Source organism: Brevundimonas diminuta (assembly GCF_050310045.1).
GTDB lineage: Bacteria > Pseudomonadota > Alphaproteobacteria > Caulobacterales > Caulobacteraceae > Brevundimonas > Brevundimonas diminuta_F.
On record NZ_CP190005.1, the window covers coordinates 844,008 to 860,085 of the forward strand.

Here is a 16,078-nt window from a genome sequence, read left to right on the forward strand (position 1 = left end):
ATCCCGCCCCTCCTTTTTTCGCAACGGCGAAGAAACCTTAGAAGCGGGCGCGCACGCCCACCGTCAGGTTACGCCCGCGCAGAGGCGCCGTCTCGGCCAGGAAGGAGGCGTGGTTGAACGCCTTCTCGTCCAGCAGATTGGTCCCGCGCACGAAGATCTGCGAGCGCACCGGTCCCAGATCGACATCATAGGAGACTGTGGCGTTGACCATGTCATAACCCGCTGTCTTTGTTTCAAACGCGGCGATGTCGGACTGTTTGAAGGTGTGGGCGTATTCGACATCCCCGGACCACGGGCCGTGGAAGGCTTCCAGCCGGGCGCCCGCCCGCGCTGCCGGGATGCGGGGCAGGTTGCCGCCGTCGCCCTTCAGCTCGCCGCGCACATAGTCGCCGAAGACCGTGCCCGACAGCCACGAGGTGAACTGTTGCGTCAGTTCGCCCTCAAGGCCGGTGAAGGTCGCGTCGGCCTGGCTGTAGCGGATCAGACGGAAGTCTTCGTGTTGATCCAGCGTCCGGGCGAAGATGTAATCGTCATAGACATAGTGATAGGCGCTGACCGAACCGGTCAGGGCGCCTTCCGTCTTGCGCAGGGTCAGTTCGATCGAGTTGGCGGTTTCGACGTTCAGGCCGACGTCGCCGACCTCATAGGTGTTGGTCGCCAGGTGGACGCCGTCGGCATACAATTCCTGAGCCGAGGGCGCGCGCTGCGAACGCGACAGCGACAGGGCGCCGGTCCAGCCGGGAGTGAAGTGCCACACCGCCGCGCCCGAGATCGAGAAGGGCTTGTGCTCCACATCGGCCAGGCCGAGGGCCGAGGCCTCCTGCCATTCCTGACGCAGGGCGCCTTCCAGGTGCCACAGGCCGATCTCGTATTCTTCCATCACGAACAGGCCGGTGTTCTTGGTCGTGCTGGGGGCCAGGAAGCTCTCGACGCCGGTGGCGGCGAAGTCGCTCTTGCTCAGCTGCAGGCCGACGACGCCGCGCAGGCCCGCGATCTCGCGGTGCTGGGCTTCGAGGCGGCCGTCGTAGCCCCTGTTGGTGAAGGTGGTGGAGATCTGGCCGTCATCCAGCTCGTCGTGACGATAGTCGGTGTAGCCGGCGCGCAGGCGCACGTTCTCGATGCCGGGCAGCGGGTCGCGCAGTTCGCCGCGCACATCGACCCGGCGGCTCTTCAGGCGGACTTCGGGAGCGTCATGCTCATGGTCGTGATCGTGGTCATGCCCGTGATCGTGGTCGTGTCCGTCGTCATGGCCGTGGGCGCCGCAGTGCAGTTGTTCGCCGTGCGGGTGGCAGCCCTCGTATTCGTGGGTATGGCCCGCCAGCCCATAGCGGCTGGTCTGCTCGGTATAGGCCGCGCCCAGATAGCCGCGCGAGCCGATCCATGAGGCGCCCAGCGTCGCCGTCGAGGTGTCGTTATAAGAGCCGTTCAGGCGCCCGCCGTCCCAGTCGGGCACCTTGTAGTCGTCGCTGCGGCGGGCGGCCGCCTCGACGCGGAAGGCCAGATTGCCGCCGCCGACCGTCATGCCGACGACGCCCGCTTCTTCGTTGTCGACCGAGCCGCGACGGTATTCGGCCACCCCCTCGCCGCCGTTGGCGGGGATGCGGGTCGGGATCTTCTTGTCCAGCAGGTTGACCGCGCCGCCGATGGCGCCGCCGCCATAGAGCAGGGCGGCCGGGCCGCGCAGGATCTCGATGCCTTCCAGCAGCATCGGCTCGCCGGAAACGGCGTGGTCGGGCGACACTTCCGAGGCGTCCATCAGCCCGGCGCCTTCGCTCAGAACCTTGACGCGGGGCGAGGCCTGACCGCGCACGACCGGGCGGCTGGCGCCGCCGCCGAAGGTGTCGGAGTTGACGCCGGGAATGCTGCTGAGGGTGTCTCCCAGCGTCGACTGGCGCCGGTGCACCAGATCATCGCCGCTGAGCAGGGCGACGTGGCTGCCGACATCATCGCCTGCTCGGCCCAGCGGCAGGGCGCGCACGACGACTTCGTCCACCTCATAGGCGTCGCGGGGCGTGTGATCGTGCGGATCGCCCGGCGACTGGCCCTGAGACTGGCGTTGAGTGATGTCCGCCGCAATATCCGCGGCCATGGCGGGCGCAGCGACGCCCAGGCTGGTCAGCGCCGCCGCCCCCACGGCAGTCAGCAGAAAGGTCTGAAATCGCATGTCACGCACCCCGATACATTTGCGAGGTTTTGATATGTTATAGTGTATCAGGCCGCAACTGCTTCTTGCGATTTCCCTCGGAGGCGCTTTTGCCTATCTTGCGAAGACGTAACAGCATCGCGAATCCAGAGGGCCTCATGAACCGATCCGCAACTGTCCTCACCACCTGTCTGGCCCTGACGGTCGCGGCGTGTTCGCGGGATAAGGCGCCGGAGCCGACCTCGCCGATCGAGGCGCCTGAGGCCCAGAACGCGGTCGCCGTGGGCTATGCCTGCGAGAGCGGCCGGACGATCGCCGTGTCTTACCCTGACGATCAGACGGCGCGGGTGCGCTATGAGGGCAAGGACTATCTGCTGACCAGCGCCGTCGCGGCCAGCGGCGCCCGCTACAAGGGCGAGGGGCTGGAATGGCACGTCGCTGGGCGCGGCGAGCAGGAAGGCGGCGTCCTGAGCCGCATCGGCGACGGAACGGCGGCGCCAGGCAAGGCGCCGACCGTGCTCGAACGCTGCAGCCGTCCGGTCGCCGCCGCCGCACCGCCGCCTGCGGGCGCGCCGTGCGCCTCTTCTGATCTGCGACTGACGGTCGTGGGCGGGGATGCGGGCATGGGCCATCGCCTGACGACGCTGGCGCTGCGCAATGCAGGTGCGGCCGCGTGCACCATGACGGGCTATCCGCAGGTGGCGCTTCTGGACGACGACGGACAGGCGCTGACTGCAGTGCGCTCAAAGAACACGCCGGGCAATTATTTCGCGCAGGGGCAGGCGCCGACGCCGGTTGAACTGCGTCCGCAACAGAACGCCTATTTCGACCTCGCATGGTCGGTCATCCCACAGGATGATGAAAATGACACGGGTTGCCCCTCAGCCAAGACGGTGCGCGTCACGGCCCCCGGCGCGACTGGGGCGGTCGCCCTGTCGCTGACCTTCACCCCCTGCGGCGGAAAGGTCGACGTCAGCCCTATTCGGCCGGTCGCAGACGCCTCGGACGGTGCGACGGCGAGGGCGGGTCAGTAGGGCTTCAAACCAGCCCGAATTCAGCGTAGCGGAGCAGGCATGACCCAAGATATGAATCTGGCTTTCTACGATCGCATCAATGCCGAACTGGCCGACATCGACGCCCAGGGGCTGACCAAGCCCGAGCGCGTCATCGCCTCGCGCCAGGGGCCGGTGATCTCCGTCAACGGTCGCGACGTGCTGAACTTCTGCGCCAACAACTATCTGGGCCTGGCGGGCGACGAGCGCGTCGCCCAGGCCGGAATCAAGGCGCAGGAGAAGTGGGGCGCGGGCACGGCCTCGGTCCGCTTCATCTGCGGCACGCTGGAAATCCACAAGGAGCTGGAGCGCGCCATCGCCGACTACCTCGGCTTTGAGGACGCTATCCTGTTCGCCGCCGCCTTCGACGCCAACGGCGGCATCTTCGAGCCGCTGTTCGGGGCCGAGGACGCTATCGTCTCGGACAGCCTGAACCATGCCTCCATCATCGACGGCGTGCGTCTGTCGAAGGCCCAGCGTTATCGCTTCGCCAACTCGGACATGGCTGATCTGGAGGCCAAGCTGAAGGAGGCGCGCGCTGCTGGCGCACGCAACATCATCATCGCCACCGACGGCGCCTTCTCGATGGACGGCTACATCGGCAAGATCGACCAGATCCGCGCCCTGGCCGACCAGTATCAGGCCCTGATCATGGTCGACGACTGCCACGCGACCGGCTTCCTGGGCGACAGGGGCAAGGGCTCGTTCGCCCATTGCGGCGTCGAGGTGGACTTCGTCACCGGCACCTTCGGCAAGGCGCTGGGCGGGGCGATGGGCGGCTTCATCTGCGCCCGCAGGAATGTCGTCGAGCTGCTGAAGCAGCGGGCGCGGCCCTATCTGTTCTCGAATGCTCTGGCGCCGTCCGTTTGCGGGTCGTCGCTGGAGGCCATCCGCATCGCTGCGGGGGATGAGGGCGAGAAGCTGCGCGCCCAGCTGTTCGCCAACGCGGCGCGTTTCCGTTCGGCCATGGCGGCGGCGGGCTTCGACCTGCTGCCGGGCGAGCACCCGATCATCCCGGTCATGCTGGGCGACGCCAAGCTGGCCCAGGACATGGCGGCGCGCCTGCTGGAGCTGGGGGTCTATGTCATCGGCTTCTCCTTCCCGGTGGTGCCGCGCGGCCAGGCCCGCATCCGCACCCAGATGTCGGCGGCCCACACCTTCGAGCAGATCGACGCCGCCGTCGCCGCCTTCACCCAGGCGGGCAAGGAGCTGGGTGTTATCTGACGGAGGCGGGCATGGAGGTCGTGCTGGACGGTCGCCGTATCTGCAGCCGTGACGACTTTTATGCGCAGATCGAGCGGATCGAGGGCGTGCCTGACTGGTTCGGGCGCAATCTCGACGCACTGTTCGATCTGGTGCTGGCGGCTCTGCCGGGACCGCTGACGATCCGCTGGATCCATGCGGAGGCTTCGGCCGAGGCGATGGGGGCGGACTTCGGCATTTCGTCGGCGTCTTGCGCGATGCCGAGGAAGCGCCGAAATCAGGCTTCAAACTGCGCCTGTGCAAGGGCGCGACAACAGAGTTCAGGGAGTAGGCTGATGGCGGACATGATGAAGGCTCTGGCCAAGACGAAGCCGGCCGAGGGGCTGGAGCTGATCGACGCGCCCATTCCCGTCGCGGGTGATGAGGACGTGCTGATCAAGGTGCATCGCACCGCCGTCTGCGGCACAGACATCCACATCTGGAACTGGGACGAGTGGTCCCAGAAGAACGTGCCCGTGCCGATGATCACCGGGCATGAGTTCGCGGGCGAGATCGTCGCCATCGGTAAGGACGTGGATCGCCGCCTGAAGGTCGGCCAGCGCGTCTCGGCCGAGGGCCACGTCATCGACCTGAACTCCGAAGCGGCCCGCGCCGGTCACTTCCATCTGGACCCCGACACACGCGGCATCGGCGTGAACCGTCAGGGCGCATTCGCCGAATACGTCGTGGCCCCGGCCTTCAACGTCATCGAGCTGCCGGACGAGGTGCCGTATGAGATCGGCTCGATCCTCGATCCGTTCGGCAACGCCGTGCACACGGCGCAGCAGTTCGATCTGTTGGGCGAGGACGTCATCGTCACCGGCGCAGGCCCCATTGGCATGATGGCCGCCGCCGTGGCGCGTCATGCGGGCGCGCGCACTGTGGTCCTCACGGATATCAACGACTTCCGCTTGGAACTTGCGCAAAAGGTTGCGCCCGGCATCCGCGCGGTGAACACGACCAAGGAAGACTTGCGCGACGTCATGCACGAGCTGGGTCTGAAGGTCGGCTTTGACGTGGCGCTGGAGATGTCAGGCTCGCCGATCGCCTTCAAACAGTGCGTCGACACCCTGATCATGGGCGGCGGCATGGCCATGCTGGGCATTCCCTCCAAGCCGATGGAGACGGACTGGGGCGCGATCATCCTGAAGGCCCTGACCATCAAGGGCGTCTATGGGCGCGAGATGTTCACGACCTGGCGCAAGATGCTGGGCCTGCTGAAGGCCGGTCTGGATCTGTCGCCGCTGATCACCCACCAGATGCCCTATCAGGACTTCGAGGCGGGCTTTGAGGCGATGAGGTCGGGCAAGTCGGGCAAGGTGGTCCTGAACTGGGCCGACTGATCGAGCGCTAAATCCCGACTTCGCGAAGGCGGGCGCGCAGGCTGTTGATCCAGTCGCGCGCCTCGTCCCCGCCCCACAGACGCCAGGCGATATAGCCGGCCGACGGCTTGATGGGATCGGCCCAATGGCGGCCGTGCCTGTCCACATCGTGACGGGCGAAATAGCTGTACATCGACTTGATGTCGCGGTCGCTGAGCGGGGCGCGCGCCATCAGCTGTTCGGCGCGGCGCACCCCGACCTCGGTGCCGCCGCGTCCGTGCTGTTGGCGCAGGGCCAGACCGTGCTGCGCCGTTTCGGCGATGGCCGGAGAGGGCGTGCGGTCATCGTCGGAGAGAACGGGATGGTCGATCAGCATGGCGTATCCTGAAGCCGGGGCGTCGTCCCCTCTTATACGACTTGACCTGATGACGGGGGCGGGGGACGAGCGGCCATGAATTATCGTCATAGCTTTCACGCCGGAAACTTCGCCGATCTGGTCAAGCACGCCCTTGTGCTGTGGCTGTTGAAGGAGCGGCAGGCGCGCGGACCTGTGAACGTGCTGGACACCCATGCAGGGGCGGGTCTCTATGACCTGTCGGGCGATGCGGTCCGCTCGCGCGAGGCCGAGGCCGGAGTGGCGCGGTTAATGACCGCCGAGGCGCGGCCGCCGCTGATCGAGGCGCTGGCGGCCGAGGTCGCCGCGCTGAATCCGCAGGGCGGCGCGCGCTTCTATCCCGGCTCGCCGGTGCTGACGGCGCGGGCCTTGCGGGCTGAGGATTCCTATCGCGGATTTGAGCTGAACCCGCCGGTTCAGGCCTTGCTGCAGGAGGCGCTGGCGCCGTGGTCGAATGCGACGGGACAGGCGGGCGACGGCTATGAGGAGGCGGCGCGCGCGGCGCGGGGGCTGAAAGCGCCGCTGGTGCTGATCGATCCGCCGTTCGAGCGGCCCGACGACTATGTCCGCTCGGCTGAAACGGCGGCGGCGGTGCTGGGCGCCGACCGGGCGGCCTGTGTGGCGATCTGGACACCGCTGAAGGATCTGGAGACGTTCGACGGCTTCATCCGGCGACTGGAGCAGGCGGGGCTGTCGCGGGTGCTGGTGGCCGAGGCGCGGCTGCGTCCGCTGAACAATCCGATGAAGATGAACGGCTGCGCCATGACGATCGTCAACGCGCCGTCGGGCGCTGATGCAGCGGCGGCGGAAATCTGCGGCTGGACGGTGCAGACGCTGGGCGATGCAGGCGGTCGGGCCGAGATCTGGCGCGCGGGTTAGGGCTGGATGACCTCGCCCGGTTCATAGAGGTGGGGCTCAAAGGTGGCGATGGCCAGAATGGGCTCCATGGCTGCGACGACCTGCGGGTGGCGCGTCATGGCCTTCCAGTGGGCGGCGCCGGCCCAGACGGCGTGATTGGCCGCCACACGACCGTTCAGTCCGCGATGCAGGGTGGCCGAGACGAAGCCGGGCAGGGCGGTCTGGATCTGCACCAGATCGCCCAGACGCTCCATCAGGGAGTCCAACTGCGCCGCATTGCATTTGAAGACGTTGATCAGGACGATCGGATCATCCGCAGGGGCGGCGGCCTGAACGTCGATGGAGGCGGTCATGGGCGGTTCGTCTCATTGCTTTGCGCCGTCTTCTACAGCAATCCAGCGGTTGAGGCTTTCTGCATCCCCGCCGACCCAGTGGAATATTCATGACCGCCATAGCCATTCTCGAAACCGGGCGTCCGCCCGCCGCTCTGGCCGAGACGTTCGGCGACTACACCAGCCAGTTCCGCGCCATGCTGGGCGAGGGGGCGACGACCCATCGCTTTGACGTCCAGGCAGGCGAACTGCCGCAGGACCCGTCGGCCTTCGCCGGGACGATCGTCACCGGATCGGCGGCGGGGGTCTATGAAGACCTGCCGTGGATCGAACCGCTGGCGGCGTGGCTGCGGGGCGCGCGCGGCAAGACGCGGCTGGTCGGCGTGTGCTTCGGCCATCAGATCCTGGCCCACGCCTTCGGCGGTCGGGTCGAAACGTCGGACAAGGGTTGGGGCGTCGGCCTGCATCGCTATGACGTCCTGAGCGCTGAGGACTGGATGACGCCGGGGGCCGCCTCCATCGCCATTCCGGTGTCGCATCAGGATCAGGTCGTGGCCGCGCCCGCCGACGCGCGGGTGCTGATCGCCAGCGACTTCACGCCCTATGCCGGACTGGCCTGGGGGCAGGAGGCCATCAGCTTCCAGTGCCATCCCGAGTTCGACCCGGCCTTCGCCGCCACCTTGACCGAAGGACGCCGGGGCCGCATCGACGACGCCCTGGTCGATCAGGCCCATGCGACGCTGGGGCAGGCGAATGACCGGGCGGTGCTGGCGGAATGGATACGCAACTATCTCGGCGTTTCATCGAACGGCGCTAAGTCTTAGGCAACTTCCGTCCGCCTAGGGTGGTCGGGATGTCTCCCCAACGTCTCATGACCTTTTTTAGTGCGCCACTGGTCGCGCTTGCTGTTCTGGCGACGGCCGCGCCCGCCATGGCGAAATCGGTATCTGCGGCGGAACTGGCGCAGGCGGTCGAGAAGAGGGCTGCGGCGACCGATTTTGCGGCTCTGGAGGCCTTCGGTCTCGACGCCTTGAAACGGCGCGATCGCGAGGGGTTGAACCGGCTTTATCATGTCGCCTGGACGACGCTGAACCAGGGTGATTTCGAGCAGGCCGCGCTGTGGAACGACCGACTGGCCGCGCAGGCCAGGGCGCAGAACGACGACCGCTACCAGAGCATCGCGCGCTTGAACGCCCTGACCATCCTCTACGATCAGGGCGACCTGTCGGTAGAGGACGAGATGGTCCACACCGCGCGCACGACGCGCGACTGGTTCGTCATGGCGCACGCGGCGCGACTGAGCGCGCTGGCCCTGATGGATCAGGACCGGATCGGCGAGGGCCTGCGCCTGCTGACGACGGCCGAGGCGGAAATCCCGGCCCACGATCCCTATGCCTCTACGGCCCGCGCCGGGGTGTGGGAAGTGACCGGCATGGGGTTGATGAAGCTGAGCGACGTCGCGGGCGCCGCCGCAGCATTCCGTCGGTTCGAGATCGACGATTCCAATCCCGACTATCCGCGTCCCGATTTCGACAGCCTCTATAATCTGGCGCGGATGGCGGTGCAGGTCGGCGATGTGCCGAACGCCGAGCTTTTCTACGCCGCACACCACCGCCTGAGCCAGCGGGCGCAGATGGACAGCCTCAGCGCCTATGACGCCGCCCTGTGCGCCTTCGTGGCCGAGGCGCGTCGTGATCCGCGCGGCGTGCTGGACTGTCTGAAGGATCATGAGGCTCTGATCGACGGCAAGGCGTTTCTGGCGTTGGATATCCTGCCGGTGCGGGGCGTGGCGCGGGCGCGGCTGGGCGATCTGGCGGGCGCGCGCCGTGATCTGGAGCGGGTGCGCCAACTGGCTCCGGGCGGAGCGGTCGATCCGATGGAGCGGCTGTTGGAGGCCGAGCTGCTGTTCGCTTCGAAGAAGCCGAACGAAGCCTTTGAAGTTTTGCGCGAATATCAGCGCGAACGTGACCTGAGCCTGGCGCGGCGGTTCAGTGCGGGCATCCACCAGGTGACGGGCGACATGCAGCAACAACTGGCCGAGCGACGCCACCAGCTGGAGACGGCGCGTTCCAACACCCACCTTCAGCACGCCGTGATCCGGGGCCAGAACTGGATACTGGGCATCAGTCTGGTGTTCGGGATGTCGGCGTTGGTCGTCCTGTTCTGGCAGCGCAGACAGTCGGTGCGGCTGAAGAAGGCCCAGCTTCACGCCGAGGCGGCCAACCGCGCCAAGAGCGAGTTCCTGGCCAATATGAGTCATGAAATCCGCACGCCCCTGAACGGCGTGGTGGCCATGGCCGAGACGCTGGCGTCGCGCGACCTGCCGGAACGGGACCGCGAACTGGTCGACATCATCCGTTCGTCAGGCGTCACGCTGGAGCGTCTGCTGTCGGACATACTGGATGTGTCGCGCATCGAGTCGGGACAGGTGGCGATTGACCCGGCGCCCTTTGATCTGGAGGCGGCCGTCCGTGACGTTTCGGCGCTGTGGGCGCCGCTGGTGATGGACAAGGGGCTGGAACTGCGGCTGGACCTCGATCCGACCCTGCCGCGTCGTGTGGTCGGCGACGCCGTGCGGCTGCGCCAGGTGCTGACCAATCTGGTCAGTAATGCGCTGAAGTTCACGCAGGAGGGGACGGTGACGCTCTCTGTCGCGCGACGTGAAGGGGATCAGATCCGCTTTACCGTGGCCGACACGGGCATCGGCTTCGACGCCGGATTCAAGGCGCGCATCTTCCATCGTTTCCAGCAGGAGGACGGCTCCATCACCCGCCGGTTCGGCGGCAGCGGGCTGGGGCTGGCCATTTCAGATGATCTGGTGCGGCTGATGGGCGGCGAACTGGACTGCGTCTCGCCGCCGGAGGGCGGGGCGCGCTTCTGGTTCGACCTGAGCCTTCCGGCGGTGGAGCGAGACGATGACGACGTTGAGGCGGGCGCGCTGGCTGCGCCGGTCGTGCGGGCGGATCATGCGGCGGCGCTGCGCGTGCTGCTGGCCGACGACCATCCGGTCAACCGCAAGGTAGTCGAGGTCATGCTGGAACCGCTGGGTGTCGAACTGACGACGGTGGATGACGGAGCGCAGGCTGTGGCCGCCTTCCGCGCGGGCGGCTTCGATCTGGTGCTGATGGATATGCAGATGCCGGTCATGGATGGACTGACGGCGACAATGGAAATCCGCGCCCATGAACAAAGGACGGGCGCCGCGCGGACGCCGATCCTGATGCTGACGGCCAACGCCATGAGCGAACACGTCGAGGCCAGCCGCAGGGCGGGCGCCGACGGACATCTGACCAAGCCGCTCAGCGTGACGAGTCTGACGCAGGCCGTGGTCGAGGCGCTGGCCCAAGCTCAGGATAAGGTGGAGAATCAGGCTTCGGCCTGATCGCGGGCCTTTACGGCCACTTCACCACGGGCGGCATGGAGCTGAGGATCGATTCGACGTTGCCGCCGGTCTTCAGCCCGAACATGGTGCCGCGGTCGTAGAGCAGGTTGAACTCGACGTAGCGGCCGCGACGGATCAGCTGCTCTTCACGCTCGGCCTCGGTCCACGGCTCGTGCATCCGGCGGGCGACGATGTCGCAATAGACCTTGAGGAAGGCCTCGCCGACGGCCTGGGTGAAGGCGAAGTCCCGCTCCCAGTCGCCGCTGTCGTGATGGTCGTAGAAGATGCCGCCGGTGCCGCGCGGTTCATTGCGGTGGGGCAGGAAGAAATACTCGTCGCACCACTGTTTATATTTGGCGTGCCAGGCTGGATCGAAGGCGTCGCAGGCGCCTTGCATGGCGGCGTGGAAATCCACGGTGTCAGGGTGGTCGTCGCGACGGTCCACGTCCAGCACGGGCGTCAGGTCGCCGCCGCCGCCGAACCAGGTCTTGGTCGTCGAGATCAGGCGGGTGTTCATGTGCACGGCAGGCACGCGCGGGCTGACCGGGTGGCAGATCAGGCTGATGCCGGTGGCGTAGAAGCGCGGGTCTTCCTCGGCGCCGGGCACGTTTTTGGCGTAGTCGGCGGGGAAGGCGCCGTGGACGGTCGAGCAGTGAACGCCGACCTTTTCAAACAGGCGGCCGCTCATCATGCCCATGACGCCGCCGCCGCCCTCCTTGCGGTCCCACGGCGTGCGGACAAAGCGGCCGGGCGCTCCGGTGAACAGTTCGGCGGGGGCGGCGTCTTCCAGCGCCTCGAAACCGGCGTGGATCTTGTCGCGCAGGGTCTCGAACCAGACGCGGGCGCGCTCGCGGCGCTCAATCATCAGGGCGGGGTCAGCTTGGATCATGAGGGCTTCAACCATGACGCGGCCTTTCTGAACAGTCCGGCGGGGTGCGCGGATGCGAGCCTGATGCCGCAGGCGAGGCGAGGGGGCCTTGATCCAGATCACTCAGGCGACAGCCGCAGGCGGATGGTTCCCTCTTCGGCCGGGCTGTGCCAGCGTGGCGCGTCCGCAAAGCGGCGCCGTGGGGCGGCTGTGCGGTCCTTGTGTCTTGAGAGGGGAAAATCATGATCCGAACCGCCCTGCGCGCAGGCCTACTGGCCGCCGCATCCATCGCCGTTCTGGCCGCACCCGCCTCGGCCCAATCCGCACAGAGCCAGTCGTCTCAGGCGGATCAGGCGCGCGTGATGCAGATTCTGAAGCGCACGCCGCTGGTCGATGGCCACAACGACCTCCCGTGGGCCTTGCGTCAGGGCTTTGGAAACGATCCTTATGGCGTTGATCTGACACAAAATCTTTCAACCTCGACGCGTCTCCATACCGATATTCCGCGTCTGCGCGCCGGGGGCGTGGGCGGCCAGTTCTGGTCGGTCTTCGTCCCGGCCAGCCTGGCGCCGGTCGACGCCGCCAAGGCCACGTTCGAGCAGATCGACACGGTCAAACGTATCGTCGCCGCCCACCCCGACACCTTTGAACTGGCGACAACCGCCGACGACCTGATCCGCATTCACCGGGCGGGCAAGATCGCCAGCCTGATCGGCATGGAGGGCGGCTATTCGATCGACGACTCTCTTGGCCTGCTGCGCGAGTTCTATGATTCGGGGGCGCGCTACATGACGCTGACCCACTCCAAGAGCACGACCTGGGCGGACAGCGGCACGGATGCGCCCAAGTGGAACGGCCTGAACGCCTTTGGCGAAGAAGTCGTCCGCGAGATGAACCGCCTGGGCATGATGGTGGACCTGAGCCACGTGTCCGAGGACACCATGGTCGACGCCATCCGCGTGTCGTCGGCGCCGGTGATCTTTTCTCACTCCTCGGCGCGGGCGGTGACGGCGCATCCGCGCAATGTGCCCGATGCGGTGCTGCGCCAGATGGTGGGCAACGGCGGCATCGTCATGGTGACCTTCGTGCCGGGCTTCATCAGCGAGGCCGTGCGGGCCTGGGGCGCAGGACGTGCGGCCGAGGTCACGCGTCTCACCGCGATGAACCCCGGCGATCCGGCTGCGGTCAAGGCGGGCACGGACGCCTGGGTTGCGGCGAATCCGGCGCCGGTGGCGACGATGGAGGACGTCATCGCCCATATCCAGCACGTCCGTAATGTGGCCGGCATCGACCACATCGGACTGGGCGGAGACTACGACGGCGTGGACAAGCTGCCGGAGGGTCTGGAGGGCGTGGACGGCTATCCGCGCCTGCTGGCTGAACTGATGCGCCGCGGCTGGAGCGAGGCCGACATCCGCAAGATCTCCGGCGAAAACCTGCTGCGCGTCATGCGGGCGGTTGAGCGTGTAGCGGAATCCAAGCGCGGCGAGCGGCCCAGCCTGGCCAAACTGCAGGACGACGGCGCGCCGGAATAAGCCAATAAAATCCTTCTCCCCTTGTGGGAGAAGGTGGACGGCGGAGCCGGACGGATGAGGGGTGCGAGGAAACTCGCTCCCAGCCATCATATTCAATCCGCCCGCCGACACCCCTCATCCGAGCCCTTCGGGCCCGCCTTCTCCCACAAGGGGAGAAGGGGTGATGTTACGGGTTTGTTTCTCTTCAGATTTGTCCACGCTCAAGGCCTGCTCAAGGCCTATCCAGCCAATGGAGAGTCAAGGACTTAGGCCCTGAGGCGACACAGACCCTGCACAGGGAGCCGCCCCGATGGCCTTTTTGATAGACCCCCAGGAGCTGAAGCCTGGCCTCATCCTCTTCCGCCGCGCGGACGTTCAGCACCGCAACTGGTACTGCCGCATCAAGGTGCCGGGCTCCGACCGGTACAAGACGGTCTCGCTCCGCACCGCCGATGTGACCACGGCCAAGGAGGCGGCCTTCGACGCCGACGCGGACCTGCGCTTTCGCGTGAAGCATGATGTCCCGGTGTTCAACCGGACCTTCGCCCAGATCGCGAAGATGTACGCTGACCATCAGCAGGCTCGCTCAGAGGCCGGTGAGATCACTCACCATCGCTGGGAGGTGGTCGAGTCCATCATTCGCGCCCAGATCAATCGTTACGTGGGTGCCAAGCAGATTGCCCACGTCTCGCACGACGACTTCCTGGGCTATCCCCTCTGGCGCCGACAGAATGGGCTGGGTCGCGGCGGACGGCCGGTGTCGGACGCCACCATCCGCTATGAGATGTCTATCTTTCGTTCCGTCATCGCCTTCGCGGTCGGCAAGCGCTTCGTGCCGGAGAGCCATATCTACAAGGGCAAGTTGCCCCTAGCGAAGGTGCGCCGGGAGGAGTTCACGCCTGAGGAGTATCGCAAGCTCCACACCTTCGCGCGTGGCTGGATCAAGCGCGCCAGAACCAGGAAATTCGAATGGCACCGACAACTCGCCTACAACTTCATTTTGATCATGTGCAACACAGGCATGCGTCCGGCCGAAGCCAAGAACCTCCGCTGGAGGGACGTGGCGATCCGAACCGACGCAGACGGCCGACGCATGGTCGTTCTGCAAGTGCGGGGGAAGGACAAGTCGCGCCAGCTGGTCGCGGCAGGGAATGTTGCTGACTATCTGGAGCGAGTTCGCTCCCTGACAACCAATGAGACGGCGCCCGAGGGCGCCGTCTTCGTCAACGGCAAGGGTGATCCCGCAGCCACTCTCTATGCGGATCAGATTGAAGCGCTCCTTAGAGAAGCAGGCCTGCTTCTCAGCGCCTCAGGCTCCCCCCGGTCCACCTATTGCTTCCGCCACACCTACGCGACCTTCCGGCTAACGGAGGGCGTGGATGTCTATTTCCTGTCAAAGCAGATGGGCACGTCAGTGAAGATGATCGAGGACCACTACGGCCACATCAATCCGGTGAAGAATGCCGCTCGCATCTTGCAGGGATTGCCGGGTTGGGAGGCTATCTAGCTCGAGGACCTAACATTGACAGCCGACCGGGAAGCTGCCCTTGGATTTCTTGGGGCCCCGCCGCATGCTCGTTTGAGGTGCGGTTATTACTTCTAACCCACCGTAGCTGCGGCTACGTCCGGAAATGACGGGAGCGCCTGCCACACTCTCAGGGATCAGTGGCGCAACAATACAGGCCAAATTACGCATCTTCTCCACAGGCAGTCTACAGGCTGCCCAACGAGTCGTTCACACTCTTCTCCACGCTTAATCTTGCCCGTTGAGGCGTTCCCATTGAGGGGCTGCGCCTCAGGTGCGAGAGGGTTGGGATGAGGCCCGCACCATGAACATAATTGCCCGTCTGGAGCCCAAATTTTCGGGCCCGAGCCAGCCTCTGAACTTCAGCGCAGATGGCTATGTCTGCTGGTCCCGTATGCAGGCAGAAGCAGGGCAGGCACTTGCCGCGATCATCAAGCGCAAAGAGGTTGAGCGGCAGGCTGGCGACGGCGTCTTCTTTTGGGGTGTCGGAAATCCGCCAGCCCTGGCGACGAACGCATTGGCACGCGCAGCGGTGCAGGTGCCTGCCATATTCTCGATCATGAAGTCGCGGCCTAAAGCGAGCGATATCGCACCCGCCCGGACGTTTGTTTGGCGGCAGTATATTGACGCATTTGGCATGATCCGCCCATTGCCTGCACACGCCCTCATTACGAGCCGGGCGGATAGCGGGACTGGCCCCAAACGTTCTCACTACTCACTGATATGCCGATCAGATAAGCCGCTGGAACTTCGGCACGACAAACCATTCGATCCCGAAGCATACCGCAATGCAAGCAGTGCGGGGGGGCGTGTGGGAGCTTCACAGGTCACTGCATTGTTGCGGCGCGTCGCCGTCGAGCAGGAAACGTCCGACTATGCCGCCAACATGGTGGCCTGCCTAACAGGAAGCTATTGGGTCCGTCTCACCGATCCCGATCTCCTTGATTCAACCAGGCTTTCAATGCTCGGGACGGTCGATGAAGTTGACCCCACCGAATGGTGTAGGGTTGTCAAAAAGATTCGACGCGACAGCCAGCGCGAGGCATCGCCCGAAGCAAGTGATCGGCTATTGTAGCAACCGCTCCATGCTATGCTATTCTAGCATAGGGGGACAAGAATGCTGTGGCCGACGAAAACGCGAAGCTCATAGATCGACTGCGGAAGGCAGGCTTTAGCCGCGCCGCCATCGAAGCCGCTTGGCCATCTTGGTGGACAGAGGACGCCGATAAATCGCCTTCTGGCCGCGCGGAGTTGCGGTTTGCGCTCGCTCGCCGCCTCGGCTTGGACCCGCGCCCCCTGCTGGGCGAGCGCGTTGAATTTATATGGAATGACGAAGCCAAATTCAAACACCTCTCAGCTGCGAGCGAACACCAAAAATCTGCGCTAACATCATTTGGCGTATCAATCGGTCGATTGCTATTACGGGCCACGCCGAGATCGGGTATA

At 65.6% G+C, this 16,078-nt stretch carries 13 protein-coding genes; 9 read left to right on the forward strand and 4 right to left on the reverse strand.

Going from position 1 to position 16,078, the window contains the following annotated elements:
* Positions 1–37: 37 nt before the first annotated feature.
* Positions 38–2,164, reverse strand: coding sequence for a TonB-dependent receptor domain-containing protein (locus tag ACORJG_RS03945; RefSeq protein WP_427791801.1), 2,127 nt, complete (start codon positions 2,162–2,164; stop codon positions 38–40).
* Positions 2,165–2,301: 137 nt separating this feature from the next.
* Here ACORJG_RS03945 and ACORJG_RS03950 point away from each other — a divergent pair, with 137 nt between their 5' ends.
* From ACORJG_RS03950 to tdh, 3 genes are read left to right on the forward strand one after another with little or no spacing between them, the layout of a single operon-like run.
* A complete protein-coding gene (locus ACORJG_RS03950; protein WP_427791803.1) occupies positions 2,302–3,177 on the forward strand; it encodes a DUF4232 domain-containing protein in 876 nt (291 codons plus the stop codon).
* A gap of 51 nt (positions 3,178–3,228) precedes the next feature.
* Complete coding sequence (locus tag ACORJG_RS03955; RefSeq protein WP_427792957.1) at positions 3,229–4,419, forward strand: glycine C-acetyltransferase; 1,191 nt, start codon at positions 3,229–3,231, stop codon at positions 4,417–4,419.
* 11 nt (positions 4,420–4,430) lie between these two features.
* Positions 4,431–5,780 carry an L-threonine 3-dehydrogenase gene (gene tdh / locus ACORJG_RS03960; RefSeq protein WP_427791804.1) on the forward strand — a complete coding sequence of 450 codons (1,350 nt, stop codon included), beginning with the start codon at positions 4,431–4,433 and terminating at the stop codon, positions 5,778–5,780.
* A 7-nt stretch (positions 5,781–5,787) separates the two neighbouring features.
* Here tdh and ACORJG_RS03965 read toward each other — a convergent pair whose 3' ends face one another.
* A complete protein-coding gene (locus ACORJG_RS03965; protein WP_427791806.1) occupies positions 5,788–6,135 on the reverse strand; it encodes a hypothetical protein in 348 nt (115 codons plus the stop codon).
* A gap of 75 nt (positions 6,136–6,210) precedes the next feature.
* Here ACORJG_RS03965 and rlmJ point away from each other — a divergent pair, with 75 nt between their 5' ends.
* On the forward strand, positions 6,211–7,032 hold the full coding sequence (gene rlmJ, locus ACORJG_RS03970) for a 23S rRNA (adenine(2030)-N(6))-methyltransferase RlmJ (protein ID WP_427791808.1): 822 nt from the start codon (positions 6,211–6,213) through the stop codon (positions 7,030–7,032).
* Here the strand turns inward: rlmJ and ACORJG_RS03975 are convergent.
* Positions 7,029–7,364, reverse strand: a complete 336-nt coding sequence (locus tag ACORJG_RS03975; protein WP_427791810.1) for an antibiotic biosynthesis monooxygenase family protein — start codon at positions 7,362–7,364, stop codon at positions 7,029–7,031. The two genes, rlmJ and ACORJG_RS03975, sit on opposite strands and share 4 nt — an antisense overlap.
* A gap of 89 nt (positions 7,365–7,453) precedes the next feature.
* Between ACORJG_RS03975 and ACORJG_RS03980 the strand changes: the two genes are divergently transcribed.
* Both ACORJG_RS03980 and ACORJG_RS03985 read left to right on the forward strand, forming a co-directional pair.
* A complete protein-coding gene (locus ACORJG_RS03980; RefSeq protein ID WP_427791812.1) occupies positions 7,454–8,167 on the forward strand; it encodes a glutamine amidotransferase-related protein in 714 nt (237 codons plus the stop codon).
* Between the two features lie 47 nt (positions 8,168–8,214).
* The gene (locus ACORJG_RS03985) at positions 8,215–10,725 is read left to right on the forward strand and encodes an ATP-binding protein (RefSeq protein WP_427791814.1); all 2,511 of its coding nucleotides are present in this window, start codon (positions 8,215–8,217) and stop codon (positions 10,723–10,725) included.
* A 10-nt stretch (positions 10,726–10,735) separates the two neighbouring features.
* On the opposite strand, the gene hemF is transcribed toward ACORJG_RS03985, so the two are convergent.
* Positions 10,736–11,590 (reverse strand): oxygen-dependent coproporphyrinogen oxidase, encoded by an 855-nt coding sequence (gene hemF / locus ACORJG_RS03990; protein WP_427792958.1) that lies wholly within the window; start codon positions 11,588–11,590, stop codon positions 10,736–10,738.
* A 245-nt stretch (positions 11,591–11,835) separates the two neighbouring features.
* On the opposite strand from hemF, the gene ACORJG_RS03995 reads away from it, so the two are divergent.
* From ACORJG_RS03995 to ACORJG_RS04005, 3 genes are all read left to right on the forward strand, one after another.
* Positions 11,836–13,128 carry a dipeptidase gene (locus ACORJG_RS03995; protein WP_427791816.1) on the forward strand — a complete coding sequence of 431 codons (1,293 nt, stop codon included), beginning with the start codon at positions 11,836–11,838 and terminating at the stop codon, positions 13,126–13,128.
* A gap of 289 nt (positions 13,129–13,417) precedes the next feature.
* Positions 13,418–14,614: a tyrosine-type recombinase/integrase gene (locus ACORJG_RS04000; protein ID WP_354087684.1), complete on the forward strand. Its 1,197-nt coding sequence runs from the start codon at positions 13,418–13,420 to the stop codon at positions 14,612–14,614.
* 322 nt (positions 14,615–14,936) lie between these two features.
* Entirely contained in the window at positions 14,937–15,707 is a 771-nt protein-coding gene (locus ACORJG_RS04005; protein WP_427791818.1) for a hypothetical protein, read from the forward strand.
* Positions 15,708–16,078: the final 371 nt, after the last annotated feature.